Raw genomic sequence first — 25,507 nt, 5'->3', positions numbered from 1 at the left:
GATTCACTGCGCTTTGATGGGGTTACTCATGAAGATCGAAGCAGTTTTTAAATCACATTATTCCGCAATTAAAGGAACAAGAGATGACTAAATTGGACGCATATAATGCGCCAACGGAAATATATGCTGATTCAAAATCGAGCGCTCAAAATCATAAAGCGCAGACAGAGCCTATTCATCTGCTTTCTGGCTCTACTTATCAAAAGCTTCTCTTTATTGAACCTTGGTTACGACGCTCACTTCCATTTGTCATTGTCGCATTTCTTATTGTTCTTGCAGTCATTCGTTTTGTATCAATCTATGATTGGCGCAATACAATTGATAAAAGCACGCGTTCTACTATCGCTCTCTTAGCTTCTCATATTACCAATACTATTGATCATGACTTATTGGTTGTTTCCCAGAAAGGAAAAGTCTCTGCCCTTTCTCATGATCATTTGCAAAATATCCTCACCATTTTTCGCAATCAAGAGCTTATTAATCCTAGCACTCTCATCGCCATTGTTGATCAAAAAGGTAATGTCTTGGCTTCATCCAGTTCAGAGATCATCTTAGGAAAACCTTTACAAGATTTTATCTCTGACAGCATTGCTTTACAATCGCTTGGACAACACGCTGGAATTATGAAAATTACAATAGGCAAGGATACTCCTGCTCTTGCTTCATTTCATCAAACAAAAAACGGGCAATATGGCGTATTCATTAGCGAAAAGATGCAAGATAGCACTATGGAATGGCGCAGATTTTTTTCGCTTAATATAACCCTCTTCATTGGAACAAGCGGTATTATTCTTGTTCTTCTGTTTGCTTATTATAATCAGCTTTTACGAGCACGTAAGACAGATCTTGTTTCAGAAAAAAATCAAAACCGTATTGATATGGCAATGATGCGTGGGCGTTGTGGGTTATGGGATTGGAATATGGCAAGTGGACGTGTCTATTGGTCACGAGCAATGTATGAAATGCTTGGCTATGTCCCTCAAGATGCATTGCTCTCCATTTCCCAAATTAGCGCCATTATCAACCCTAATGATGCCAATTTTTTTGATCTTGCTCAAGAATTAATGGGAGGCAAAAAAAAACATATCGATATCAATATTCCCATGCGTCATGCTGATGGTCATTATGTATGGATGCGACTTCGCGCCGAAGTTACTGAAGAAGATGAACCCCATTTGGTTGGTATTTCCTTCGACATTAGTGAACAGCAGCAATTGGCTGAACAAACAGCACAAGCTGACCTTCGTATCCGTGATGCGATTGAAAACATTTCAGAATCTTTTGTCTTGTGGGATGCTGAGGGACGTTTAGTCATGTCCAATAGCAAATTTTGCGAATATGCCGCTATTCCTAAACAAATTCTACAATCAGGGATCCAACGTGCAACCGTCGAAGCCATGGCTCGCCCTGCACTCAGTGAATATCCCCTCAAAGATGATGGTCACGGTAACTTAACCAGTATTCGCCAAACAGCAGATGGTTATTGGCTTAAAATTAATGAACGGCGAACCCAAGACGGAGGATTGGTTTGTATTGGTACGGATATTTCTGAGCTTAAACAACAACAGGAAAAATTTGAAGACAGTGAAAGGCGTCTTTTTTCTTTTATTCAAGAACTCAAACGCACTAGAGGGAGTGCTCAACAACGTGCAACAGAAGTGGAAAAACTGAATAAAAGTCTGAAAGCAGAAAAAGAGCGCGCAGAAAGTGCGAATAAGGCTAAATCAGAATTTTTAGCCAATATGTCTCATGAATTGCGCACACCTTTAAATGCTATTCTCGGCTTTTCAGATATCATGTTACAATCGACTTTTGGCCCCCTTGGTTCACAGCGCTATAAGGAATATATGCATGATATTTACAATTCAGGAACCCATCTTCTAACTCTTATCAATGATATCCTTGATATGTCAAAAATCGAAGCTGGAAGATTTACGCTTGATTGTAAAAATACCGATCTTGAGCCCATCATTAGTGAAGCAGTACGAACGCTTACACCACAGGCTCAAGAAAAAAATATTGCTGTTACAACAAATATCACCCCAGAACTTCATGCTGAAGTTGATGGGCGTGCAATGAAACAGATTTTCCTTAATCTCATCTCTAATGCGGTTAAATTTACGCCTTCTGGTGGAAATATTGATGTTTGCGCTTTCAAGAAAAAAGATAATCTTATTTTTAAAATTACCGATACAGGTGTTGGTATTCCACAATCAGCCATCAAAAAACTTGGGCAACCTTTTGAACAAGTTGAAAATCAGCTGACTAAATCTCATACGGGCTCAGGTCTTGGATTAGCCATTTCACGCTCCTTATTAGAGCTACACAAAGGGAAACTTGAAATTACTTCAAAAGAAATGAAAGGAACAACGGTAACGATTATAATGCCCATCACACAAGATTAAATTTGTTTTTAATCTCCTCTGTTTGTTCCCGTTGTAACAAAATCTGTTTCCGTTTAACACCCCAACGATATCCTGAAATAAAACCATTTTTACGGACAACACGATGACAAGGAATAATGATAGCCAATTCATTACGCGCACATGCATTAGCAACGGCACGAAAAGCTTTTGGCATCCCCAAACGACATGCTAATTCCTCATATGAAATTGTTTTACCACACGGTATATCGCATAATCGTGCCCATACTTGCCGTTGAAAAACGGTACCCTTTATATCTAGGGGTAAATTATATTTTTTTACCAACTTAGGCGTTTCTATCATGGCTATAATATGTGCAACCTCTCTCTTAAATGCATTGTCACCCACAACTTGTTGTGCATCACCAAAGCGTACCGTAAACTCCTGTAATAATTGCTCTGTAGTATCTCCTAATGCAGTATAACAAATCCCCTTTTGAGATTTAGCCACCAAAAGTTTTCCTATGGATACATCTTCCAGACAGAATATTTTCTTTTGGGAAATATTCAGCATTTTAACTTTCTCTCCATTTAAAAAAACTTTGAACATAACCTACAATAAAGGGAGAATATTCACATCTTTTAAAACCAAACATGATTATCCTGAAATTATCTTCTTCGTTATGGTATTAAGATACATCCTCACTATTTTATGGTCTGAAAACAGACAGAGATTGTCTTTCTTCTTCCCCTAAAAAACCAAGACTGCAACCAGAGCCAAAATTTAGCTTTTTTTCTTACAGTTCCCCCCTAGTAATCACTTCAATATAGTTCACTTCATAAATTCTCCTTAAATCCTAGATTGAATTTTGCTACACACTCTAACAAAAAAACACCTCATGTATCATTTTCATGCCCTATATCATCCTCTAAACAGCAGTGTTTTACAAAACAAAAAGATGAACTTCCCCTTTCATTTTACGAAACTTCATCAAGACATAATGGTTTATGTTTTATTCCCCACGAATGCTTGAATATTTTCATTTTTCGGAGCACTCTTATTGTCTTATTAAAGTTTATCCTTTTGATATACTGATCAGGTAATTCAACGAAAAAAAAAGGAATTTATTTTCAATTTTATGAAAAAAAGCATGGAAAAGGCATTTTAGTGCTTACTTTCTTTGTCACTTAACTTATAAAATGACTGTAGCCTCAAAACTTAAATATTTTTCTTGCCACAATCGTGTACGGATATTTGTCATAGGAAAAAAACATGCCCAAACGCACAGATATAAAATCTATTCTTATCATCGGAGCAGGACCTATTATTATTGGTCAGGCATGTGAATTTGACTATTCAGGCACACAAGCCTGTAAAGCATTAAAAGAAGAAGGCTACCGAATTATTTTGGTCAATTCTAATCCCGCCACGATTATGACAGATCCAGATCTTGCTGATGCAACTTATATAGAGCCCATTACACCTGAGATTGTTGCTAAAATTATTGCTCGTGAGCGTCCCGATGCCCTTTTGCCCACCATGGGAGGACAAACGGCTCTCAATACTGCTTTATCATTAAAGCGTATGGGGATTTTAGACCGCTATCATGTTGAAATGATAGGAGCCAATGCTGAAGCGATTGATAAAGCGGAGGATCGTGCTTTATTCCGCCAAGCGATGGCAAAAATCGGTTTGGAAACACCACGGTCTATGTTAGCCAATGCCACAGAACTGAAAGAAGAAAATCGCCAGAAACATGCAAAAACGCGTGCTGAACTTAAAGAAAAACTTTCTGGTGTAGCCCTTGAAAAAGCCCTCGAAGAACTTGAACGCAACTGGCGACATACCGAAGCTGATCGCAAACAGCATTATATCGCCCATGCAACAGCAAAAGCAGTTCAAGCGCTTGATGTTGTTGGACTTCCCGCTATTATTCGTCCTTCGTTTACCCTTGGTGGAACCGGGGGTGGAATTGCGTATAACCGTTCTGAATTTTATGAAATTATTGAACGGGGGCTTGAAGCTTCTCCTACAACAGAGGTTTTAATCGAAGAAAGTGTTCTAGGGTGGAAAGAATATGAAATGGAAGTTGTTCGTGATAAGAACGACAACTGTATCATTGTTTGTTCTATTGAAAATATTGATCCGATGGGTATTCATACCGGTGATTCGATTACTGTAGCCCCCGCTCTCACCTTAACCGATAAAGAATATCAACGTATGCGCAATGCTTCGATTGCGGTCTTGCGTGAAATTGGTGTTGAAACGGGAGGGTCCAATGTACAGTTTGCTGTTAATCCTGAAAATGGGCGTCTCATTGTTATTGAAATGAATCCGCGCGTTTCGCGCTCTTCAGCACTTGCCTCAAAAGCAACGGGTTTTCCCATTGCCAAGATAGCTGCAAAACTCGCCGTTGGCTATACACTTGATGAATTGAAAAATGATATCACAGGTGGTGCGATACCAGCATCATTTGAGCCTTCTATTGACTATATCGTGACCAAAATTCCTCGTTTTGCTTTCGAAAAATTTCCTGGGTCGTCACCTGTCCTTACGACTGCGATGAAATCTGTAGGAGAGGTCATGGCCATTGGACGTACTTTTCAAGAATCATTACAAAAGGCACTCCGTGGACTTGAAACAGGACTTACTGGTTTTGATGAAATTATCATCCCAGAACATGCTGAAGGTGATGAAAAAAGTTCTATACGCTCAGCCATTGCCATACCAAGTCCTGACCGTCTACGCTATATTGCCGAAGCTATGCGCGCGGGCTTACCCTTAAATGAAATCCACCAAATCAGCAAAATTGACCCGTGGTTTTTAGAACAAATAGCCTCCATCGTTGAAATGGAGCAGCGTATCCGCATCCATGGATTACCTAAAGATCAAGATAACTTACGTATGTTAAAAGCTATGGGATTTTCGGATGCGCGATTAGCTACCCTTACCGGACAAGAAGCCGATGATATTGCGGCTTTGCGCAAATCACTGAATGTTAAACAAGTCTTCAAACGGATTGATACTTGTGCTGCTGAATTTTCTTCGCCTACAGCCTATATGTATTCAACATACGAAGTTCCCTTTGCCGGTATAGAGCGCTCAGAGGCACAGATTTCTGAACGCAAGAAAATTGCGATTTTAGGTGGTGGTCCAAACCGCATTGGACAAGGAATTGAATTTGATTACTGTTGCTGCCATGCGGCTTTTGCCCTACGTGATGCAGGCTTTGAAGCCATTATGATTAACTGCAATCCTGAAACCGTTTCAACTGACTATGATACCTCCGATCGTCTTTACTTTGAATCTTTAACAACAGAAGATGTTATCGCTATTTTAGAAGCAGAACAGGAAAAAGGCGAACTCGTTGGAGTCATCGTCCAATTTGGCGGACAAACACCCTTAAAATTAGCAAGCGCTCTGGAAAAACACAACATTCCCATCTTAGGGACTTCACCTGACGCCATCGATTTAGCAGAAGATAGAGATCGCTTTCAAAAACTATTATTTAAACTTAACTTAACACAACCTAAAAATGGAATTGCCCACTCTATCGAACAAGCACGCCTCATTGCCCATGAACTAGGATTTCCATTGGTTGTGCGTCCTTCTTATGTTTTAGGAGGACGTGCTATGCAAATTATCCGTGATGAGCGAAGCTTGCAAAATTATTTACTTGAAAGTGTGCCTGAATTAATTCCAGAAGATATCAAAGCTCGTTATCCCAACGATAAAACAGGACAAATCAATATATTGCTTGGTAAAAATCCGCTTCTCTTTGACACTTATCTAACAGAAGCCATTGAAGTAGACGTTGATTGTCTGTGTGATGGTAAAGAAACACTGATTGTGGGAATTATGGAACATATTGAAGAAGCTGGGATCCACTCCGGTGATTCAGCGTGTTCTTTACCAGTTCATACGCTCTCACAGAACATCGTCGCTGAATTAGAGCGCCAAACAAAAGCATTAGCACAAGCACTTCATGTTCGTGGCTTAATGAATGTACAATATGCCATTAAAGATGACACTATTTATGTCTTAGAAGTTAATCCCCGCGCTTCGCGGACAGTTCCATTTGTTGCGAAAACAATTGGTCGCCCTATTGCTAAAATGGCTGCACGTATTATGGCAGGAGAAACGCTGCACAATGCTCTCCAAGCTTATGGTGGATTACCTTCTTCGCAGAAAAAACAACATATTGCCGTCAAGGAAGCCGTGTTTCCTTTTGCCCGCTTTTCCGGTGTTGATACGCTGCTTGGTCCAGAAATGCGCTCAACCGGTGAAGTTATGGGACTTGACTATGAGTTTGCGCTTGCTTTTGCTAAAGCGCAACTTGGAGCGGGTGTAAAGCTCCCTAAGGAGGGAACTTTATTCGTTTCTGTAAGAGATGAAGACAAAAAACGCATCTTAAATCCTGTAAAACGTTTAACAGAACTTGGCTTTTCTGTTTTTGCCACAAGTGGAACACAAAAATTTCTCGCCGAACATCATGTTGAGGCAAAAAAAATCAACAAAGTTTTAGAAGGTCACCCGCATATTGAAGATGCTATTCGTAATCGTCAAATTCAATTGATTTTTAATACAACCAGTACGGCCAGTGCCATCTCAGACTCCAAATCATTACGCTATGCAGCACTCATGCAAAATGTTCCCTATTATACAACAATAGCGGGCGCCAAAGCTGTCGTAGAAGCGATCAAAGCACTCAAAAAGAAGCGCCTTGAAGTACGTTCCCTGCAAAGTTATTTCAGTTGAATTTCTTGCTATGCGAAGAAACATACGCTTTTTGATACGCTTTCTTGATTTTTTCTTTGTATAAAAAATAGCAATTAAAGCTTGCTTTTTATGCTAAAGGCTTTTATATGAACTCTATCGAATTTTCGGTTACGTGACTTTCTTTCCTGTGCGTTCTGCACTTTTGACGAAACCTCTCCCACCTAATTTCGATCTACAACCGTATTGAAGAATTATAGCTTCAGTACACAATATAATTATATATCTAAGGAGTTTCCTATGTCTACAGGAACAGTTAAGTGGTTCAATACAACAAAAGGTTTCGGATTCATTCAGCCTAGTGATGGCAGTGCAGATGTATTTGTACACATTTCCGCCGTTGAGCGTTCTGGTCTAACCAATCTTAATGAAGGGCAAAAAATTTCTTATGATGTTCTTCAAGACCGTCGTTCAGGAAAATTTGCCGCTGGCAACCTTGCAGCTCTTTAAAGTTTAAATTCTGCAAACTCTCGTTTAAAAATCTTCGTCTATAATGACGAAGATTTTTTTTACTTTGTATAAAGCAAAATTTAAAGCAAAATTGATCTTAACAAAAAAAACACTGCTTATCTATTTTGCGCAATTTATCAAGTTATTTCTCTCCTTCCTCTAATACTTTTATAGTCCTTAAGGGGAGAATTCCTTGTCAAAATGCTCAAAAAACAACACTATAAAAACCCATATCAAAGTATTTTAGAAGTTTTTTATTGCATACAATATAATCTCTTATAGAATATCCTTAAAGCAATAATCATTTATTGATATAATATAAGGATTTTAAATTATGGCTTTTATTGCCGACAAGCTGTCTCGTATCAAACCTTCTGCAACAATTGCTGCTTCCCAAAAAGCCCGTCACTTAAAAACATTAGGGCGCAATGTTATTGCCTTAAGTGCTGGAGAGCCAGACTTTGATACCCCAGACAACATCAAAAATGCGGCCATTGAAGCTATTCGAAGGGGAGAAACAAAATATCCTCCTATATCTGGAATTCCAGAATTGCGCCAAGCAATTTCTGCAAAGTTTAAAAGAGAAAATAACCTTCTTTATCAACCAGAACAAATTATTGTTGGGACCGGTGGAAAACAAATTCTCTTTAATGCATTGATGGCAACTTTGAATAAAGGAGATGAAGTCATCATTCCATCCCCTTATTGGGTGAGTTATCCAGAAATGGTCGCACTTAACGATGGTACGCCTGTCTTTTTAGAAACAAAAGCTGAATTTTCTTATAAACTTCAACCCCAAGAGCTCGAAGCGGCCATTACCCCCCAAACAAAATGGTTCATTTTTAACTCTCCTTCAAATCCATCAGGGGCTGCTTATACATATTATGAATTGAAAAAACTCACAGATGTTTTAGTAAAATATCCTCATGTCTCTATCCTTTCCGATGATATCTATGAACATCTCACGTATGAAGGTTTTACCTTTGTGACTCCCGCTCAAGTAGAACCAGCGCTTTATGAGCGTACACTCACAATGAATGGTGTTTCCAAAGCCTATGCGATGACGGGCTGGAGAATCGGTTATGCAGGGGGACCACAAGAACTCATTAAAGCTATGGATATCATTCAAGGTCAGCAAACATCTGGAACGAGTGTGATTTCACAATGGGCTGCTGTTGAAGCACTCAATGGACCTCAAGACTTTATCGCTAAAAATAAAAGTATTTTTCAAGCACGCCGTGATCTCGTTGTTTCCATGCTAAACCAAACTCCTGGTATTCATTGTCCAACACCTGAAGGCGCTTTTTATGTTTATCCTTCTTGCGCAGAACTTATTGGCAAGAAAACACCAAATGGCCAATGTATTCAGAATGATGAAGACTTTGCTATAGCGCTTCTAGAAACAGAAGCTGTTGCTGTCGTCCAAGGATCTGCTTTTGGACTTGGGTCAGCTTTTCGTATTTCTTATGCAACATCAGAAAAATTACTGGAAGAAGCTTGCACACGTATCCAGCGTTTTTGTAATAGTTTAATTTAAAAATTTTTAACATCATCTCTTGTGAGAGTTTTTTACAGAATATCAATCTATGCAACAAAATATCGAAAGTTATATTAAGGACAAAGCTTATAAATTCAGCAAAAATATTCATGAATAAACATAACAAAAATAGAAGCTGCAGATAAAAATTAAAAAAATCCAGCAATTAAATAAATGAAACAGTCTGTTGTCATGAGAGATGAAAAACCTGTTTAGCCTTCTCTATCCAATTTATAACACTAAGAAAGACCTCGTGCTTTTCAACATAATCACCCTGTATAATGAAATCTTTTCTATTTCTCTGCTTCCTTTTCGCCTTATAATGAAGAAGAATCTACCTCTCTCCTCTGTGTAAATAGTTCAATTTCTTTTAAATTTTCGCTATTAACCACTTGATTAACTTTATAGGTTTTATGAACAAGCCCTTAATATTCATCTCATACTCTCATAAAAAACACTTCATGTATAAAGTTTTACATGCTTTATAGCCCCCTAAAAACACAATTTTATGGTGTAATAGAATAAATCTCCTTTAAATTCCTCGTTGAGCTTTAGTCTACCTAAAGAAGTTTATTGAGTATTCATAAGTTTTGAAATTTTCTCTTATCAATCTTCCCATGCGTTGCAATTTCTAAGCACTCTTTTAAGAATAAAAAAAAGCCGGACAAACGTCCGGCAAATCTGGAAAATCCTCAGAGATAAAATCAATCTGACAGATCTTCGTAAGGGAACACTCAAGAAAATGCAATGGGAGGCAACATAATCAAGAGATAGCATTCTATGTCATTTTATAAGCAAAAGCACAATAAAGACTTAAGCGTATCTGCTATGCAATAAACACATAGCTCTAATTTTTTCTCAATCTTATATCTCTTTAATGAAATAGAAAGAGCTCATCCTCATACGATTATTTTTAATGTTACAATAGTCTTCACATTTGAATGCATTTATAAAAGATATTTTATCCCTTTTTGCAAAAGTATTTATCCACACAAACGTCTTCCACCCTATGACCTAAAATGGTTTTAACAACCTATGAGGGATATTGGTTGTTTCAAAAAGCTAATCCCGTAAAATAGAGTGAAACCCATGAAAACAAGCTCCAAGTTTATTTTTTTCATATACTTTGACATACAACTCTCAGCAAAGTAATCATAACCTCTAACAGAAAAAAATTATTATGAGATAACAGATGCACTCGTTTTAAAGAGGCATTTCTCAAGACCCTCACCCTCATCTCGCGATAGCGCCGTGTGAATGTTATAACAATAAAGCCATTGAATTCCTTCATCTTTATACTTGTAAAGGAGTAAATCCGCACTATCACACACTTTACCAACCCTAAACGTTTCGACAGCCCTTAGAACTTGAGACAGTTCAAAAGAGGCATGCCTTTATAATTTTTATCCACATGTCCTACCCGCTTGTAACGTACTCGCAAATGAGTTGATTGATTCAATATGGGAAAATTTGAAACAAATGAATATTACGAGAGCCTTAAGGTGCAAAACAACTCATTGTTGCTTATAAATTAAGGCAGGAATATTAAAAAGACCACTGACGCGCTTTTAAAAAAATATAATCTCGAAAAGCATTTAACCTTGCCAAATTCTTTAAATTATAAGGATAACAAAAAAAAGTATCAAAAGAAGGAATATCAACCATATCAGGAAAAAGACGCACCAAGCGCTCATCATTATTGACGATATAATCGGGCAGCACAGCAATTCCAAGATCACGCATAAGTGCATTCTTTATTGAAATAATATTGTTGATTTGTAGAATTGAAACGCGCAATGATCCATCACTTCTACCAGCTTTTTCTAACCAATTTAAACCAGATAAATAAGGGGGAACAGGTTCACCAAACGAAATAATACGATGCCCATCGAGCTCAGACAATTTTTCCGGTTTTCCATAATTTGCAATATACTTTTCCGAAGCATAAACATGCATATGAATTGTAAATAATTTTCTTTGTATAAGATCAGGTTGTTGGGGTTGATGGAGGCGAACAGCACAATCTGCATGACACATCGTCAAATCAAGCTCTTCATCGGAAAGTAAAAGCTGAACCTGCATATCAGGATAAAGACTAAGAAATTCTGGCATGCGCTCTGCAATCCACCCAGCCCCCATCCCAAAGGTTGAGGTCACACGTAAATGCCCCGTTGGTTTTGCATAGCTTTCACTTAATTGCAAACGTACACTTTCAAGTTTCATCAAAACATCATGAGCTGTACGATAAAGAGTTTCTCCCTGTTCTGTAAGAATCAAACCACGCGCATGACGCAGGAATAAAGATACCCCAACCTCTTGTTCTAAAGCCGATACCTGTCGGGAAACTGCTGATTGAGATAAATGAAGCTTTTGAGCAGCATGCGTAAAAGATCCTGCTTCCGCTGCAGCGTGAAAAACCCTCAACTTATCCCAATCCAATGGTGACGCCACAATTAATTCTACCTATAGATTCTCTATGTTCTCAATGAATTATTAACGCTTAGATATCTCTAAAAACCGTTCTGCTTCCAATGCTGCCATACATCCCCTCCCCGCGGCTGTTACAGCTTGGCGGAATGTTTCATCTGTTACATCCCCTGCAGCAAAAACACCCGCAATGCTTGTTGCTGTTGAATCCGGTGCTGTCCATAAATAGCCGCCTCGTTTTTGTTTCAGTTGCCCTTCAAACAGAGAAACAGCAGGATCATGCCCAATGGCAATAAATATTCCCTCTGCTTCCAATTTCATCTCATGACCTGTTTTAACGTTCTTCAAACGCGCTCCTGTTACAACAGCTCCCTTTGTTCCCTGAGCTGGAAGCCCCACAATTTCTTCGACCACATGATCCCAAAGAACACGTACATTATTACAAGCAAATAATCTATCTTGCAAAATTTTCTCTGCCCGAAACTGTTCTCGTCGATGCACCACGCTTACACTCTTTGCTATATGCGATAAATAAAGGGCTTCTTCAACGGCCGTATTTCCTCCCCCTACAACAATAACATCCTTATCCCGATAAAAAAAGCCATCACACGTAGCGCAAGCAGAAACACCACCGCCCATAAAGGTCTGTTCACTTTCTAAACCAAGCCAGCGCGCTTGGGCTCCTGTTGCAATAATCAGTGAATCACAAGAATATTGTGTTCCCAAATCCCCATATAAAACAAAAGGATACTTTAATAAATCTGCCTTTGTAATCGTATCATAGACAATTTTTGTCCCCATATTCTCAGCTTGTTTTGCCATTTGTTCCATCAACCATGGTCCTTGAATGGGGTCAGCAAAACCTGGATAATTTTCCACATCCGTCGTAATTGTCAATTGTCCACCCTGCTGCAAACCTGTCACTAAAACCGGCTGGAGCATTGCTCTTGCCGCATAAACCGCCGCTGTATAACCAGCCGGACCGGAGCCAATAATCAGCAGACGAATATGCGATTGTACCATTAAATCCCCTTCATTTTTTACAACTTAATAATTCTATAAATTCTAACGGAATGTAAGTCTTTTAAAAAAATATTTTTCAATAGGCTCAATTATGTTATATATACTTCTTTTCAAGTTTTATGAAAAGGTCTGATTATCAATTCATCAAGGCATGCTAATGTTAAAGGCTAATCTTTATCCTATAAAGAGAAAAACATAAATTCTTATGAGCACAAAACCATAATAAAAAGAGATACAAAGATAGGGAACGGTCATTTTTCAGTTTATTATCAATGTCTGTGCACGTTTTGCGTTGATCATGGGAGGAGCAATGCTTTTGCCAATTTTGGTGGATTTGCATGACAATAACCGTAATTGGATAATCTTTCTTTATTCTTGTGCCATAACCACCATGTTAGCAACGCTGATTCTTTTAGCAACAAAGGGCGCTACCTGTCGTTTTTCAGCACGACTTGGCTTTATGCTCACTGTTTGTCTTTGGCTTACAGGAAGCATTGTAGGTGCTTTACCTCTTTATCTTTCCCCTCTTCCCATTTCTCTCGCAGGAGCCATTTTTGAATCGGTTTCTGGAATTACAACAACAGGCTCCACAGTTCTTTCTGGTCTTGATCATTTATCGCGAAGTATTTTGTTATGGCGTTCTATTATATGCTGGATTGGAGGAATTGGTTTTATCGGTTTAGCCCTCTTGCTTTTGCCTTCACTGCGTGTGGGGGGCGTACGACTTTTTCATATGGAATCATCTGATAAATCTGAAAAAATATTACCTCGCATCAATCAAATTGCTAACGGAATTATCATCGCTTATGTTGGACTCACATTGGCCTGTATGCTTTCTTATTTTGCTGCGGGCATGAATTTATTTGATGCCATTAACCATGCAATGAGTACGGTCGCAACTGCTGGTTTTTCAACGCATGATGCTTCTTTTGGCTATTTTTCTGATACACCAGCCATCTTAATTATTTCAACAATTTTCATGTTGCTTTCTGCTTTGCCCTTCGTACTTTATGTTAAATTAGTCCTGCCTGGACACTCCAAGCGCTTCCTTGACCCACAAGTGATTGTTTTTCTCCATATCGTTCTCCTTTTCAGCTTTGCTTTAGCAGCGTGGCTACGGTTTCATGATCATCGTGCTTTTCACTTGATTTTCCTCGATGTCATTTTTCATCTTTCATCCATTATTAGCACCACAGGTTACAGTGCTGAAGATTATCAGCTTTGGGGGCCCTTTGCGCTTGGAATTTTCTTCATTGTTTCTTTTACAGGCGGGTGTGCTGGTTCTACTTCTGGTGGCATGAAAATCAATCGCCTCATTATTCTTTGGCGTATTACACAAACAAATATAGAAAAACTTCTTTCTCCTAATGTCATTGTAAAGGCGCGCTACGATCATTCAAATATATCAAACGATGTTGCTCAAGCCGTTTTGTTTTTTGTCTGTCTTTATATGTTCTGTCTTGTTATTGGCACTGCACTTTTGCTCACAACCGGTCTTGATTTTACCTCTGCCTTTACAGGCGTTTTAACAGCACTTTCAAATGTCGGCCCAGGCTTTGGAGATATTATTGGTCCCGTTGGGAATTTCTCTACAATCAACGATAATGCTTTATGGATTTTAAGTTTTCTAATGTTAGCTGGACGCCTTGAAATCATAACAATATTCGTCCTTTTTATTCCCGCTTTCTGGCGTGAACAATTCTAATGCATAGAGCATTTTATTTTATCATGATAAAAAATTGATAAAATAAAAAAGGTGCTAACAAGATTTAATCTTCAATCAATCAACTGAAAATTTTCTAAAATTTCAAATATCGTATAAATGATTGACATAAAAATATTTCGGAAAAAACAATCAAATGATAACAGCTTTCAAAGCCGTAACATAACATATGGCACTTTACATGACATTCTTAAGTTTCTTTATCAAATAAAATGGACTTATAGAACATCCTTTTTTACGAATAATCGCTCGTGCAAAAAATATGAATATTTGAAGATAAAAATGCTTTTTCTTTAATAAGTCATGGCCTTATAAAAAACAAAATACCATTTACTATAAATTCGTAATCGTATTAAAAAAACTTACAGCACTCATCACCCGCATTCCACGACAGTCTTCATGAAAGGCACAAAATGAGTATTATTACACGCCGGTACCACAAAACAAAATATAAATTAACACCACCATATCATTTTCTTTTTATGAATGTTACAACAGCTTTCATTTCAAACAATTTATAAAAATCTCTTTATAGCTTGTCTTCAATAATTTTTTTCCACCAATGCCATCTTCCAATTGTGATGTGCAAAAGGACAGCTCTCATTGATTTAAGCTCAACAGATTTGACATGAGAAAATCTTACGATACTTAAAGCTCTTATTCAAATTGCAAAGGTAGATTATCTATATGAATCGATATATTGATCTTAGATTTATCTTATTATGAATTTATTGAAAATATGTATGACTATTTTATCCATGGAGAGACCATCATTATCTTTTTTAAGAGAAGAAAACACTTTTTTGCACTCTATTTGAGTCTTATAAAACAAACAATATCAGGACGAAACTGTTAAGATAGTCCATAAATCTATAGATTTGAGTTAAAGCATCGTTTTCTTATTCTAAAATATCATTAGCATAAGAATAGCTTTTCTCCCTTCTCGTATGCTTTATTATAAGCCTCATATCGCTCTCAAGCATATACATTTTTATTTTTTTTATCCAAATTTTGAAAAATTCTTATAGCATTCTACTAAAGACAAAATAAATTTTGTAAAATAGCATTTATATTCTTTGAGCTATTTTCTTGATGATTACGAAATAATCCTTAAGCAACGTACTTTACTATCATTCCTAAAGGAAATTTTTGATATAATATTAAAGTGTTTTTTCCGCAAACAGTTCTTCATAAACACTTTCAATCTCGCTTGCCTCTTTTTCTAAAGGAAAGTGAGCACATACATGGGTTAAAGCTTTTTTTCCAGCTGCCAATGTTTTTTCTATATCAGCAAAATAAGGTTCAATGGCTGCCGTTAAAGCTTCCCCATCTCCTGCTTTAACAACTGTTCCTGTTCCCTCTACAACCAATTCTTTATAAGCGCCTGCATCACTCGTTACAACTGCTACCTGTGATGCCATTGCCTCTAATGGTGTTAAACCGAAACCTTCTGTACGAGAAGGTGCAATATAAAGCGATAAACGACGATACCACAAAGGAATATCCAGAATTTCACCAAGAAAAATAATGCGATCACTAAGACCAGCCTTAGCAACTTTTTGGCGTAATTCTTTTTCAAAACGAGAATGTTGTTCTGTCGTACGACCAGCGATAAGTGCTGTCCACTCTGGATAGAGTGGTAATAACGCTATCATGGAATCAACAAATAAATCTGTTCCCTTTGAGCTACGCAAACGGCCAAAACACCCTACCGCATATTTTCCTGGGAATCCTGTTGAAGAAAAGTAATCATCAAGTGTCCGTGGTGGTGTAAAACGCCTCACATCCACCCCATGCATAATAACCTTATGAGGAACTTCTAGATAAGCACCCGTATGTGTACTGGTAGCAATAACCCTATCCATACGACGAATCAACTATTTGGTAAAAGACTTATGATGACGTTGTGAAGCCGATGTAAAGATAAGTTTCAGCTTCATTTTCAAGATATCGCGCAAAAAGATCCCACAAAGCATCTCAATATTGCGTCTTGCATGCCAAATACGAAACGACTTCCCTTTCGGACTTTTCCAAAGTCCGAAAAGGTCCCCAAAGGCAAGAGCCGGAAATTTTTTTGGTAAGCCAAACCCCACGGTGGCTATACGCACTCCCTGTTGGCGTTGCAGTGGAATAAGCTGAATAATCGTGGATGTCACTCCCGATAAACGCCTTTTAAAGTGGGGCGCAATAATCTCAGTTTCTTCCAAAGGCACACGCATAACTATTTAGATATTCAAATGTACTGAACCTTAATGATTTCGTAATTATGCGCACCACCAGGCGCATTCACTTCAATCACATCACCCTCTTGTTTGCCAATGAGTGCACGTGCAATCGGTGAAGAAATAGAGATTTTACCAATCTTTACATCAGCTTCTTGATCCCCTACAATCTGATACACCTTTTTTTCTTCAGTATCCTCATCTAAGAGTTTAATAGTCGCTCCAAATTTGATTTTGTCGCCTGAAAGACGAGAGACATCGATAACTTCTGCTCTTGCGATATAATCTTCAAGCTCATTAATACGCCCCTCATTATGACTTTGTGCTTCTTTAGCAGCGTGATACTCGGCGTTTTCTGACAAATCACCATGGGCACGCGCCTCAGAAATTGCTTCAATAATTCGTGGACGTTCCTGTTGTTGACGCCAACGCAACTCTTCTTTAAGACTTTCAAAACCAGCTGTAGTCATCGGAACTTTTTCCATAATCCGTCCCTTTCTATTACACGGAAGGTTTAATAAAAATACAAAAAACGGCTTCCAAAATTACTTTTGGAATCCGAAAACTACGATCTTTTTCATTATATAGCACAGTATCCCTGTTTTCCATATAAAAATAAATAAAGGGAACAAAACATGCACTAATAGTGTTTAAAACATCTCATTTTGGTGTTTAAAACGTTAAACTTCGCTCTCCTCTTTAAAATCTCATAAAGAAGAAAGAATTGTAATTTTTTTTGTTTTATCATAGTCTAGCAACAGAAATCATATAGAATATCAAAGAGAGAAGGATAATTTCTAAAGAAATTCTTTGTAGAAAAATGAAAAAAATTGTCATTTTTTTTATGTTTGGCTCTTTCTTTTTAGCCACGACAATATCTAAAGCAGCAGATGCCTTTGTGACAACAAATCTTAATTTTAGAACAGGACCTAGCACTCAGTATGCAGTTTGTGGCTTAATCTCTGCTGGAGAATTGGTTTTTGTTAAAAACTGTGAAGGAAATTGGTGCCATATCCGACATAACACTCAAATAGGTTGGGTATCATCTCGTTATCTTTCATTTAAAGATGGTAATGACCTTTATCACACATACACAATGTCTTTAGGCCCAAACCAGACCCCATAGGATTATTCTTCATAACAACTATGATAACTCATGCCCTCTTGAAGATCATCATGGCAAGAATGCAATAATATCCCACGAGCGACCACAAATATACCCCTCCAAAGAAATATTTCAAAGAATTCATCTCATAGAAAAAACTTGCTCAATATCCCCATGAAAGCGCTAATAAACCAAAACAAATCATTCAATAATGTTTTGCTGTTCTTGTAATAAAATTGTAAAAATTAGTATTTTCTTTAAAATCACCAGAAGTTTTCTCTCAAAGGATACAACAATGAAAAATGGTGTTACTGCAACCGTAGAAGCTCTTTCTGCTCTCATTGCTTCAGGTAATCCTCTTTTTAAAAATGGTGCATTATGGACCCCTCATCGCCCTATTCGTCCTGAAAAATCTGAAGGCGGTATTCCATTTCAACTCGAAACATCCTTTAAACCGGCGGGAGATCAGCCTCAAGCCATTAAAACTCTGGTTGAGGGAATTGAAAAAGATGAACGTACACAAGTGCTTTTGGGGGTTACTGGCTCGGGAAAGACCTATACGATGGCAAAAGTCATTGAAAAAACACAACGTCCAGCTCTCATCTTAGCCCCCAATAAAACGCTCGCCGCACAACTTTACGGAGAATTTAAAAGCTTTTTTCCTCACAATGCTGTCGAATATTTTGTTTCTTATTATGACTATTATCAACCCGAAGCCTATGTTGCACGATCTGACACTTATATTGAAAAAGAGTCCTCTACTAATGAACAAATCGACCGGATGCGCCATGCTGCAACACGCGCCGTCTTAGAGCGTGATGATGTTATCATCGTTGCATCTGTCTCCTGTATCTACGGAATTGGTTCCGTAGAAACCTATACGGCCATGACCTCCCAAATAGAAAAAGGAGACAAACTCAATCAACGAAAATTCCTAGCTGATTTAGTTTCTCAACAATATTATCGGCAAGACATTAATTTCATTCGTGGTTCTTTTCGTGTACGGGGAGATACCATTGAAATTTTTCCTGCTCACCTTGAAGATCGTGCTTGGCGTATCTCGCTTTTTGGTGATGAAGTAGAAAAAATTACTGAGTTTGATCCTCTAACGGGACAAAAAACAGGTGACCTCCAATCTATTAAAATTTATGCCAATTCACACTATGTAATACCACGTCCAACCTTAAATCAAGCAATGAAATTGATCAAACGAGAACTCGTTCAACGTCTTGATGAATTGAATGATGCCGGTCGTCTTTTAGAAGCACAACGCTTAGAACAGCGTACAATTTTTGATTTAGAAATGTTAGAAACAACGGGTTCATGTCCGGGAATTGAAAATTATTCACGTTATTTAACAGGACGAAATCCTGGTGAACCACCACCAACCTTATTCGAATATATTCCACTCAATGCTCTTGTTTTTATCGATGAAAGCCATGTCACGATTCCCCAAATTGGCGGCATGTATCGCGGTGACTTTCGCAGAAAAGCCACTCTAGCAGAATATGGTTTTCGCCTCCCTTCCTGTATGGACAACCGTCCTTTGCGCTTTGAAGAATGGGACGCTATGCGCCCACAAACAATTGCTGTCTCCGCAACGCCTGGACGCTGGGAAATGGAACAATCCCATGGTGTTTTTGCTGAACAAATTATCCGCCCAACTGGGCTTGTTGATCCAGAAACAGAAGTTCGTCCAGCATGTACTCAAGTCGATGATGTTGTCAATGAAATTCGTAAAACAGTTCAAAAAGGCTACCGTACATTGGTCACGGTCCTAACCAAGCGTATGGCCGAAGATTTAACGGAATATCTCCACGAACAAGGTATTCGCGTACGCTATATGCATTCCGATATTGATACGTTAGAGCGCATTGAAATTCTTCGTGATCTGCGACTTGGCACCTTTGATGTCCTCATTGGGATCAACCTCCTTCGAGAAGGTTTGGATATTCCAGAATGTGGTTTTGTTGCTATACTAGATGCCGATAAAGAGGGTTTTTTGCGCTCAGAAACCTCGCTCATCCAAACCATAGGACGTGCCGCACGAAACGTAGATGGTCGCGTTATTCTTTATGCAGATACAATGACCGGCTCTATAGAACGTGCTTTACAAGAAACACAAAGACGTCGAAAAAAACAAATAGCCTATAATAAAGAGCACCATATCACACCAACCAGTATCAAAAAAAATATTGACGATATACTCAATGTGGGCCGTGAAAACCATCAAACTCCTACAAATATTCCTGATTTTATCACGCAAAACAATATGGATCACAATAATTTAGCCAGCCATATTCAATCTCTGGAAAAATCAATGCGTAAAGCAGCAGCCGATCTTAATTTTGAAGAAGCAGCACGACTTCGTGATGAAATAAAACAACTCCAGAAAATAGAACTCGCAATCGCGGATGACCCCTTAAAATAGCATAGCCCCCTCCCTGTGATCCCATTAACTCTTAAGTGATACAAATCTTGAACACGAAAGTTCATCCAGAGATATCAACGTTTTTGAAAATCAAAAAAGAAAAAATCTCACAAAAATACTTTTAACAAAATAGCCAAAAAACAAAGAAAAACTCTGCTCAACAAATCATCTAAAAATCTCAAATAAACCTTGAATTTCTTAAAGCCCACACGAAATACCACACACAGATAAAACATGCTCTATACTGTAATAGAAATATCATGTAACGAAAAAGGATTCTTAAACAACTTTAAATATGAGGATTTTTAGACAATTTTTTCTTATTTGAATATATTCTATTGAAAAGCTATAAGATTTTCGAGCAACATTTCTAAATTTGCAATCAATAATAACACATTAAAAACAATATCTTTTATAACCCAAAAGATTTACTTATAAAGATAATTTATCGTTTTTTATAGAGCATAAAAAGCAAAAGCGCCGTAAAATTTTCTCATTTCAAACCTGTTTATGATGAAACAAAAAACGTCCGACTTACACCTGATAAAAAATGCACATTAATATAAAAGATTTGACCTATCAAAAAATGAACAATGATCTATGAATTCAAAAATATAACATATCTCTTCGTTATAAAAGTATAAGTCTATGATAAAATTAATGATATTTTTGATTCATATTTTTATTTTTTTAGGTTATATGGAATCAGTTGATGCAAAAATTATCTCCTGAATAAAAAATTTTCTTCCTCTTGTAAAAAATGAGATTTTATAAAGTAATTTTTGTCAATCGACATTAATAGAATATTTTTTATGAAAAGCGATCTTTATTTTCTGTTTATTTTATCATTTTCTGTCAACCAAATAGCTCTTTATTCGTTTTGTCAAAATAAAATCAAAAGTCATTCAGGTTATATTCAGTTTATCGCGTGTATGATGTAAAAAATATGTATTGAAGTTAAGGAGTGTCGCTATGAAAAAATCAAGTAAATTAGCGGTATTATCAGTGGTATCGATGGCAACCGTTTTTGTCCCATTAAGCACAGCGCTTGCGGATATGAAATGGATGCATAGTGAAAATCATATTGATCAACAAATAAATGCTATGAGAAGAAGTATGGATAACCAAATGGAAGATATGAGGAAAGGAATGCATTCCTATTTTCCTTCTTATCATTCTAACAGCCATTCTACTTTTGAAAAATATCACTCTTCTCATACGCATCCCTACCATCATGGTGACCATAAAAGACGAGAACATAATCGTCATCATGTTGAACGCAAAACATATCGTTATGTTGAACGCAAAAAGACAACACATCATCATATATATGAGCATCATGTGACGCGCGATAACTCAGGAGATGCTTTAGCAGCAGGTATTCTTGGTCTCGCAGCCGGAGCAATTCTTGGCAATGTTTTGAAAAAACCAGAACAGCCACAAATTATCTATCAACCTATGCCACAAAGACAGGTTGTCTATCAAGAAATTCCGCAAGTAGTGTATCAACAAGTTCCTGAGACTCAAATCATTTATGAATCTCAGTCAACAGCCACATACCAGCCGCTCCAGCAACCATGGACTCGTGGATGGCTTCAATATTGCAAGAAAAAGTACCGTTCATTCAATCCCAAAACGGGTACTTTTAGAGGTTATGATGGACAAGACCATTTTTGTTATGCCCCATTGAACTAACATCTTTGCTTTACAAGAAAATTTTAAGAGCTTCCCAAAAAACGCTTTAAAGCGTTTTTTGGTTATGTACTGATGAGATCTTGAAGAAAAGGATTCCACTGGCGCTCATAGCCTATATAACTTCCAAGACCATGACCACAGATAAAACGAACATCATCGCCTAAAGACAAAACTTTTTCTCGAAGTGATCTCATCAATTTTTCATGAGAACAAAAAGGAAAATCTGTACGTCCAATAGAACCGCGAAAGAGAACATCACCCAATAAAGCAAAACGTTCTTCCTCATTAAAATAAATAACATGGCCAGGAGAATGCCCCGGTGTATGAAAAACCTTGAACACATGTTCAGCAAAATGGACACTATCGCCATCTTCTAACCATTGATCCGGAATACACACAGAGGCATCCATGATACCATAATTTCTTGCACTTTCAACCACAGCATCCATCACAGGCTTATCATCACGATGTGAACCAATAATTTTTACGCCAAGTGCTTCTTTTACTTGCATCGCTGCTCCCACATGATCAAAGTGACCATGTGTTATCCAAATTGCTTCAACGGTAATACCCATCTTTTTAATGACTTCTTGAATTCGAAGCCAATCTCCACCAGGATCCACTAAAACACCTACTTTCTGTTCTTTATCAAAAAGCAGAGTGCAATTTTGCTGAAAAGGCGTAACCGGAATAATATGCGTACTAAAATGACTCATGTAATCCTTTTTTAAAAAGAAATCCTTTCAAGCTTATTTTCTTCAAGCTTACAAGGAACATTTCCTTCCTTCTATAAGATAACCTGCTCGACAGCTTTATGCAACTTATGTAAAGTTAAATCTTTTAAAAACTTCATTTAAAGGTTTTGGAGAATGAGCAATCACGTTCAAGTTTTGTGTGACGATGCCCCTCACCTTCTTGTGATTGATGACGATACACGTATTCGTAATCTTTTATTTCAGTTTCTCATTAAAAATGGATTTCGTGTTTCAGTTTCAGCCAATGCCACGCAAGCAAGACGACTATTGAAAAGTTTAGATTTTGATCTTCTTATCGTTGATGTCATGATGCCTGGTGAAAACGGTATTAGTCTTACCCATTCACTGCGCCAAACAAAAGATGTTCCTATCCTCATGCTCACCGCTTTATCAGAAATAGATAGTCGTATCCGTGGATTAGAAGCAGGTGCAGATGATTATCTAGCAAAACCGTTTGATCCTCGTGAACTTCTCCTTCGCATCAATGCTATTTTACGACGCGGTTTTCCCCTTAGCCAACCCAAAATTGAGCAAATCGTTTTTGGGCCTTATATTTTTTCAATTTCACGGCGCGAACTCAAAAGAGGAGGAGAAATTATTAAATTAACTGATAAAGAACAAAAAATGATGGTCATTTTTGCCGAAAACGCAGGTGACATCATTCCGCGTCATCAATTTGCAATGGATGACAACACGATCAGTGAACGCGCCATTGATGTACAAGTCAACCGCCTTCGTCGTAAGATCGAAAAAAATCCAGCATTGCCTATATGGCTCCAAACCGTACGAGGAATAGGGTATAAACTCTCAATTGAATAGGCAAACAATGATCAAAGCTTTAAGAATTTTTTTTCGATGGTTAACGAAAAAGATGCCTAAACGGCTTTATGCACGCTCTTTGATCATTATTATCGCTCCCATGGTGCTTCTGCAAACGGTCATTGCTTACGTCTTTATGGAACGGCATTGGCAAATGGTAACGGAGCGTCTTTCAATGGCTGTCGTGCATGATATTTCAGCCATTATTGATATTATTGAAACATACCCGCAGCAAGATAACTATGAAGATATCAAACGTATTGCACAACAACGGATGGGATTAAATATTTCTATTCTCTCTCCTGCCCCCCTACCCCCTCCAGGACCAAAGCCATTTTTTGCAATTCTTGATTATTTTCTCAGTGAAGAAATTACCCGCCAAATCAATCGTCCCTTCTGGATTGATACCGTAGGGGATTCTGATCTTGTTGAAATTCGCATCCATCTTGGCCACAATATCTTGCGCGTCTTTGCACCACGTAGCCAAGCTTATGCTTCCAATACCGCTATTTTTTTAAGTTGGATGGTAGGAACAGCCCTTGTTTTATTGTTGATAGCAATTTATTTTTTACGCAACCAAATAAAACCCATTCAACAATTGGCTGAAGCAGCTGAAAGTTTTGGACGGGGGCGCCCCTTACCAAAAGGATTTCAACCACAAGGAGCCGATGAAGTTCGTCGTGCTGGTATTGCTTTTTTACGAATGCGCGAACGTATTGAACGGCAAATCGAACAACGCACCATGATGCTCTCAGGAGTAAGCCATGATTTAAGAACTATTCTTACACGTTTTAAACTCCAGCTAGCATTAGCAAATACTGATTTTGATATTAAACCGCTTGAGCAAGATGTCAGTGATATGCAAAATATGTTAGAAGATTATCTTGCTTTTGCCCGTGGCGAAGGAAGTGAAAGTGTCAAGACCTTTGACCTCAACGCTCTTATGCAAAAATTCTCCGACGATGCGCATCTTCACAAACGTCAATTTTCTTATGCCATTGAAGGCCCTACACAAATACAAGTACGCCCTCGTGCATTCACACGCTTGGTCAGCAATCTTGTCTCAAATGCATTTTATTATGGAACGACCATTAAACTAACAGCCAACTCTCAAAAAGAATCCTTTATATTGATCATCGACGATGATGGACCTGGAATCCATAAAGATATGCGGACAGAAGTTTTTAAGCCATTCTTCAGAATTGATAGAGCACGAAATCAAGATGCAAGTGGAACAGGACTTGGTCTTTCTATTGCCCAAGACATAGCACGCAGCCATGGTGGCAACATACAATTGGATGAGAGCCCTCTCGGGGGATTACGCGCTATTCTTGATATCCCCCTATGAGCAATCTTTCAGCAAACCGCCTATAAACAATAACGAACTTGATATTTTAGGCATTCCCTACAGTTTCAAACAAAGTGTATTGTAGTGCCTTGTAAGCACTTTCTCCCGATAAAGCCACCATCTGAAAAGCAACATAATGGCTTTCACAGGCTTTCAGTGCATGTATCAACAATGTTTCAACCTGTATATGGGATGGATGCACTCCACCAGCCAACAGAAGACCTTGTCGATAAATAACCGAATTATTCCTCTGCCAGTAATCAAAATGTCCCAGCAACAACTTTTCATTAATCGCGAGCAATAAGCGTTGTATTTCGGCTGTTCGAGCATTTTCAATAGAAAGATCAAATGAACAAGCCAAATGCAACGCTTCTTGTTCTTCCATCCATGAAAAAGCAAGACGATAATTTGCCCGTTTTCCTTCCACACAAACGCTAATTTCATCTTGAGCATCCCGCTCAAACGACCAATCATATTCACAGGCAATCTGTTCGATAAAGTCAACAGGATGCTCTTTTCTTTCTGTGGCGCAAAATGCAAGCCTCATCACAATCCTCAATCATCTTAAAACATTGTCAACAGAATATAAACCGCTTGAATTGTAACAATATTTTGTCACAATCAGAACTTTTACACCAAACAAATACACATTAAAAACATAGAAACTACACCCCCCCAGAACACAATCGCGCTCTTTAGGGCAACCTGATAATCATAAAACGAATCACCAAGTCTTTTCAGTGTATTGATACAATTTCATAGCGCCAGCCCCCCTGATTCAAAAAAGTGTATTTTACCCAAAAAAAAATTAAAAATAAACAAATGCTCCGCT

General features: G+C 37.9%; 16 protein-coding genes and 1 pseudogene. 10 read left to right on the top strand and 7 right to left on the bottom strand.

What is annotated here, in order from left to right:
• The first annotated feature begins 83 nt into the window (after positions 1-83).
• Positions 84-2,405 (top strand): sensor histidine kinase, encoded by a 2,322-nt coding sequence (locus tag FJG96_RS04860; protein ID WP_139412992.1) that lies wholly within the window; start codon positions 84-86, stop codon positions 2,403-2,405.
• On the opposite strand, the gene FJG96_RS04855 is transcribed toward FJG96_RS04860, so the two are convergent.
• A complete protein-coding gene (locus FJG96_RS04855) occupies positions 2,392-2,937 on the bottom strand; it encodes a methylated-DNA--[protein]-cysteine S-methyltransferase (protein WP_139412991.1) in 546 nt (181 codons plus the stop codon). The two genes, FJG96_RS04860 and FJG96_RS04855, sit on opposite strands and share 14 nt — an antisense overlap.
• 699 nt (positions 2,938-3,636) lie before the next feature.
• On the opposite strand from FJG96_RS04855, the gene carB reads away from it, so the two are divergent.
• The 3 genes from carB (at position 3,637) to FJG96_RS04840 (ending at position 9,127) form a co-directional block, all read left to right on the top strand.
• The gene (gene carB / locus FJG96_RS04850; protein WP_139412990.1) at positions 3,637-7,122 is read left to right on the top strand and encodes a carbamoyl-phosphate synthase large subunit; all 3,486 of its coding nucleotides are present in this window, start codon (positions 3,637-3,639) and stop codon (positions 7,120-7,122) included.
• Positions 7,123-7,380: 258 nt separating this feature from the next.
• The gene (locus tag FJG96_RS04845) at positions 7,381-7,590 is read left to right on the top strand and encodes a cold-shock protein (RefSeq protein ID WP_005773801.1); all 210 of its coding nucleotides are present in this window, start codon (positions 7,381-7,383) and stop codon (positions 7,588-7,590) included.
• A gap of 334 nt (positions 7,591-7,924) precedes the next feature.
• The gene (locus FJG96_RS04840; protein ID WP_139412989.1) at positions 7,925-9,127 is read left to right on the top strand and encodes a pyridoxal phosphate-dependent aminotransferase; all 1,203 of its coding nucleotides are present in this window, start codon (positions 7,925-7,927) and stop codon (positions 9,125-9,127) included.
• A 1,545-nt stretch (positions 9,128-10,672) separates the two neighbouring features.
• Here FJG96_RS04840 and FJG96_RS04835 read toward each other — a convergent pair.
• Complete coding sequence (locus FJG96_RS04835; RefSeq protein ID WP_139412988.1) at positions 10,673-11,578, bottom strand: LysR family transcriptional regulator; 906 nt, start codon at positions 11,576-11,578, stop codon at positions 10,673-10,675.
• 42 nt (positions 11,579-11,620) lie between these two features.
• Positions 11,621-12,577: a thioredoxin-disulfide reductase gene (gene trxB / locus FJG96_RS04830; RefSeq protein WP_139412987.1), complete on the bottom strand. Its 957-nt coding sequence runs from the start codon at positions 12,575-12,577 to the stop codon at positions 11,621-11,623.
• 310 nt (positions 12,578-12,887) lie between these two features.
• On the opposite strand from trxB, the gene FJG96_RS04825 reads away from it, so the two are divergent.
• The gene (locus FJG96_RS04825) at positions 12,888-14,282 is read left to right on the top strand and encodes a TrkH family potassium uptake protein (RefSeq protein ID WP_139412986.1); all 1,395 of its coding nucleotides are present in this window, start codon (positions 12,888-12,890) and stop codon (positions 14,280-14,282) included.
• Between the two features lie 1,178 nt (positions 14,283-15,460).
• Here FJG96_RS04825 and FJG96_RS04820 read toward each other — a convergent pair.
• Positions 15,461-16,519: pseudogene (locus FJG96_RS04820) on the bottom strand (glycosyltransferase family 4 protein).
• A 14-nt stretch (positions 16,520-16,533) separates the two neighbouring features.
• Entirely contained in the window at positions 16,534-17,007 is a 474-nt protein-coding gene (greA, locus tag FJG96_RS04815; RefSeq protein WP_005773808.1) for a transcription elongation factor GreA, read from the bottom strand.
• Positions 17,008-17,342: 335 nt separating this feature from the next.
• Here greA and FJG96_RS04810 point away from each other — a divergent pair, with 335 nt between their 5' ends.
• The 3 genes from FJG96_RS04810 (at position 17,343) to FJG96_RS04800 (ending at position 21,753) form a co-directional block, all read left to right on the top strand.
• Positions 17,343-17,648 carry an SH3 domain-containing protein gene (locus tag FJG96_RS04810; RefSeq protein ID WP_139412985.1) on the top strand — a complete coding sequence of 102 codons (306 nt, stop codon included), beginning with the start codon at positions 17,343-17,345 and terminating at the stop codon, positions 17,646-17,648.
• Between the two features lie 274 nt (positions 17,649-17,922).
• A complete protein-coding gene (uvrB, locus tag FJG96_RS04805; protein WP_139412984.1) occupies positions 17,923-20,058 on the top strand; it encodes an excinuclease ABC subunit UvrB in 2,136 nt (711 codons plus the stop codon).
• A gap of 972 nt (positions 20,059-21,030) precedes the next feature.
• Entirely contained in the window at positions 21,031-21,753 is a 723-nt protein-coding gene (locus FJG96_RS04800) for a BA14K family protein (protein ID WP_139412983.1), read from the top strand.
• A gap of 62 nt (positions 21,754-21,815) precedes the next feature.
• On the opposite strand, the gene FJG96_RS04795 is transcribed toward FJG96_RS04800, so the two are convergent.
• Positions 21,816-22,469, bottom strand: coding sequence for an MBL fold metallo-hydrolase (locus FJG96_RS04795; RefSeq protein WP_139412982.1), 654 nt, complete (start codon positions 22,467-22,469; stop codon positions 21,816-21,818).
• Positions 22,470-22,622: 153 nt separating this feature from the next.
• Between FJG96_RS04795 and FJG96_RS04790 the strand changes: the two genes are divergently transcribed.
• Both FJG96_RS04790 and FJG96_RS04785 read left to right on the top strand, forming a co-directional pair.
• Positions 22,623-23,327: a response regulator gene (locus tag FJG96_RS04790; protein WP_139412981.1), complete on the top strand. Its 705-nt coding sequence runs from the start codon at positions 22,623-22,625 to the stop codon at positions 23,325-23,327.
• Positions 23,328-23,334: 7 nt separating this feature from the next.
• On the top strand, positions 23,335-24,675 hold the full coding sequence (locus FJG96_RS04785) for an ATP-binding protein (protein ID WP_139412980.1): 1,341 nt from the start codon (positions 23,335-23,337) through the stop codon (positions 24,673-24,675).
• Positions 24,676-24,721: 46 nt separating this feature from the next.
• Here FJG96_RS04785 and FJG96_RS04780 read toward each other — a convergent pair whose 3' ends face one another.
• Positions 24,722-25,222 (bottom strand): type III secretion system chaperone family protein, encoded by a 501-nt coding sequence (locus tag FJG96_RS04780; RefSeq protein ID WP_139412979.1) that lies wholly within the window; start codon positions 25,220-25,222, stop codon positions 24,722-24,724.
• Between the last annotated feature and the right edge of the window lie 285 nt (positions 25,223-25,507).

This window comes from Bartonella mastomydis, assembly GCF_900185775.1.
In the GTDB taxonomy this organism is placed as follows: domain Bacteria; phylum Pseudomonadota; class Alphaproteobacteria; order Rhizobiales; family Rhizobiaceae; genus Bartonella; species Bartonella elizabethae.
Note: the sequence above shows the minus strand (reverse complement) of the source record. Positions and strands in the feature narration are given on the sequence as shown.

What these genes read in the sequence shown, in the direction of transcription:
- FJG96_RS04840 (WP_139412989.1), top strand. Translation starts at nt 7,925, where the DNA reads ATGGCTTTTATTGCCGACAAGCTGTCTCGTATCAAACCTTCTGCAACA.
- FJG96_RS04825 (WP_139412986.1), top strand. Translation starts at nt 12,888, where the DNA reads ATGCTTTTGCCAATTTTGGTGGATTTGCATGACAATAACCGTAATTGG.
- FJG96_RS04800 (WP_139412983.1), top strand. Translation starts at nt 21,031, where the DNA reads ATGAAAAAATCAAGTAAATTAGCGGTATTATCAGTGGTATCGATGGCA.
- trxB (WP_139412987.1), bottom strand. Translation starts at nt 12,577, where the DNA reads ATGGTACAATCGCATATTCGTCTGCTGATTATTGGCTCCGGTCCGGCT.
- FJG96_RS04845 (WP_005773801.1), top strand. Translation starts at nt 7,381, where the DNA reads ATGTCTACAGGAACAGTTAAGTGGTTCAATACAACAAAAGGTTTCGGA.
- FJG96_RS04785 (WP_139412980.1), top strand. Translation starts at nt 23,335, where the DNA reads ATGATCAAAGCTTTAAGAATTTTTTTTCGATGGTTAACGAAAAAGATG.
- greA (WP_005773808.1), bottom strand. Translation starts at nt 17,007, where the DNA reads ATGGAAAAAGTTCCGATGACTACAGCTGGTTTTGAAAGTCTTAAAGAA.
- FJG96_RS04780 (WP_139412979.1), bottom strand. Translation starts at nt 25,222, where the DNA reads ATGAGGCTTGCATTTTGCGCCACAGAAAGAAAAGAGCATCCTGTTGAC.
- FJG96_RS04860 (WP_139412992.1), top strand. Translation starts at nt 84, where the DNA reads ATGACTAAATTGGACGCATATAATGCGCCAACGGAAATATATGCTGAT.
- FJG96_RS04790 (WP_139412981.1), top strand. Translation starts at nt 22,623, where the DNA reads ATGAGCAATCACGTTCAAGTTTTGTGTGACGATGCCCCTCACCTTCTT.
- FJG96_RS04855 (WP_139412991.1), bottom strand. Translation starts at nt 2,937, where the DNA reads ATGCTGAATATTTCCCAAAAGAAAATATTCTGTCTGGAAGATGTATCC.
- carB (WP_139412990.1), top strand. Translation starts at nt 3,637, where the DNA reads ATGCCCAAACGCACAGATATAAAATCTATTCTTATCATCGGAGCAGGA.
- uvrB (WP_139412984.1), top strand. Translation starts at nt 17,923, where the DNA reads ATGAAAAATGGTGTTACTGCAACCGTAGAAGCTCTTTCTGCTCTCATT.
- FJG96_RS04810 (WP_139412985.1), top strand. Translation starts at nt 17,343, where the DNA reads ATGAAAAAAATTGTCATTTTTTTTATGTTTGGCTCTTTCTTTTTAGCC.
- FJG96_RS04795 (WP_139412982.1), bottom strand. Translation starts at nt 22,469, where the DNA reads ATGAGTCATTTTAGTACGCATATTATTCCGGTTACGCCTTTTCAGCAA.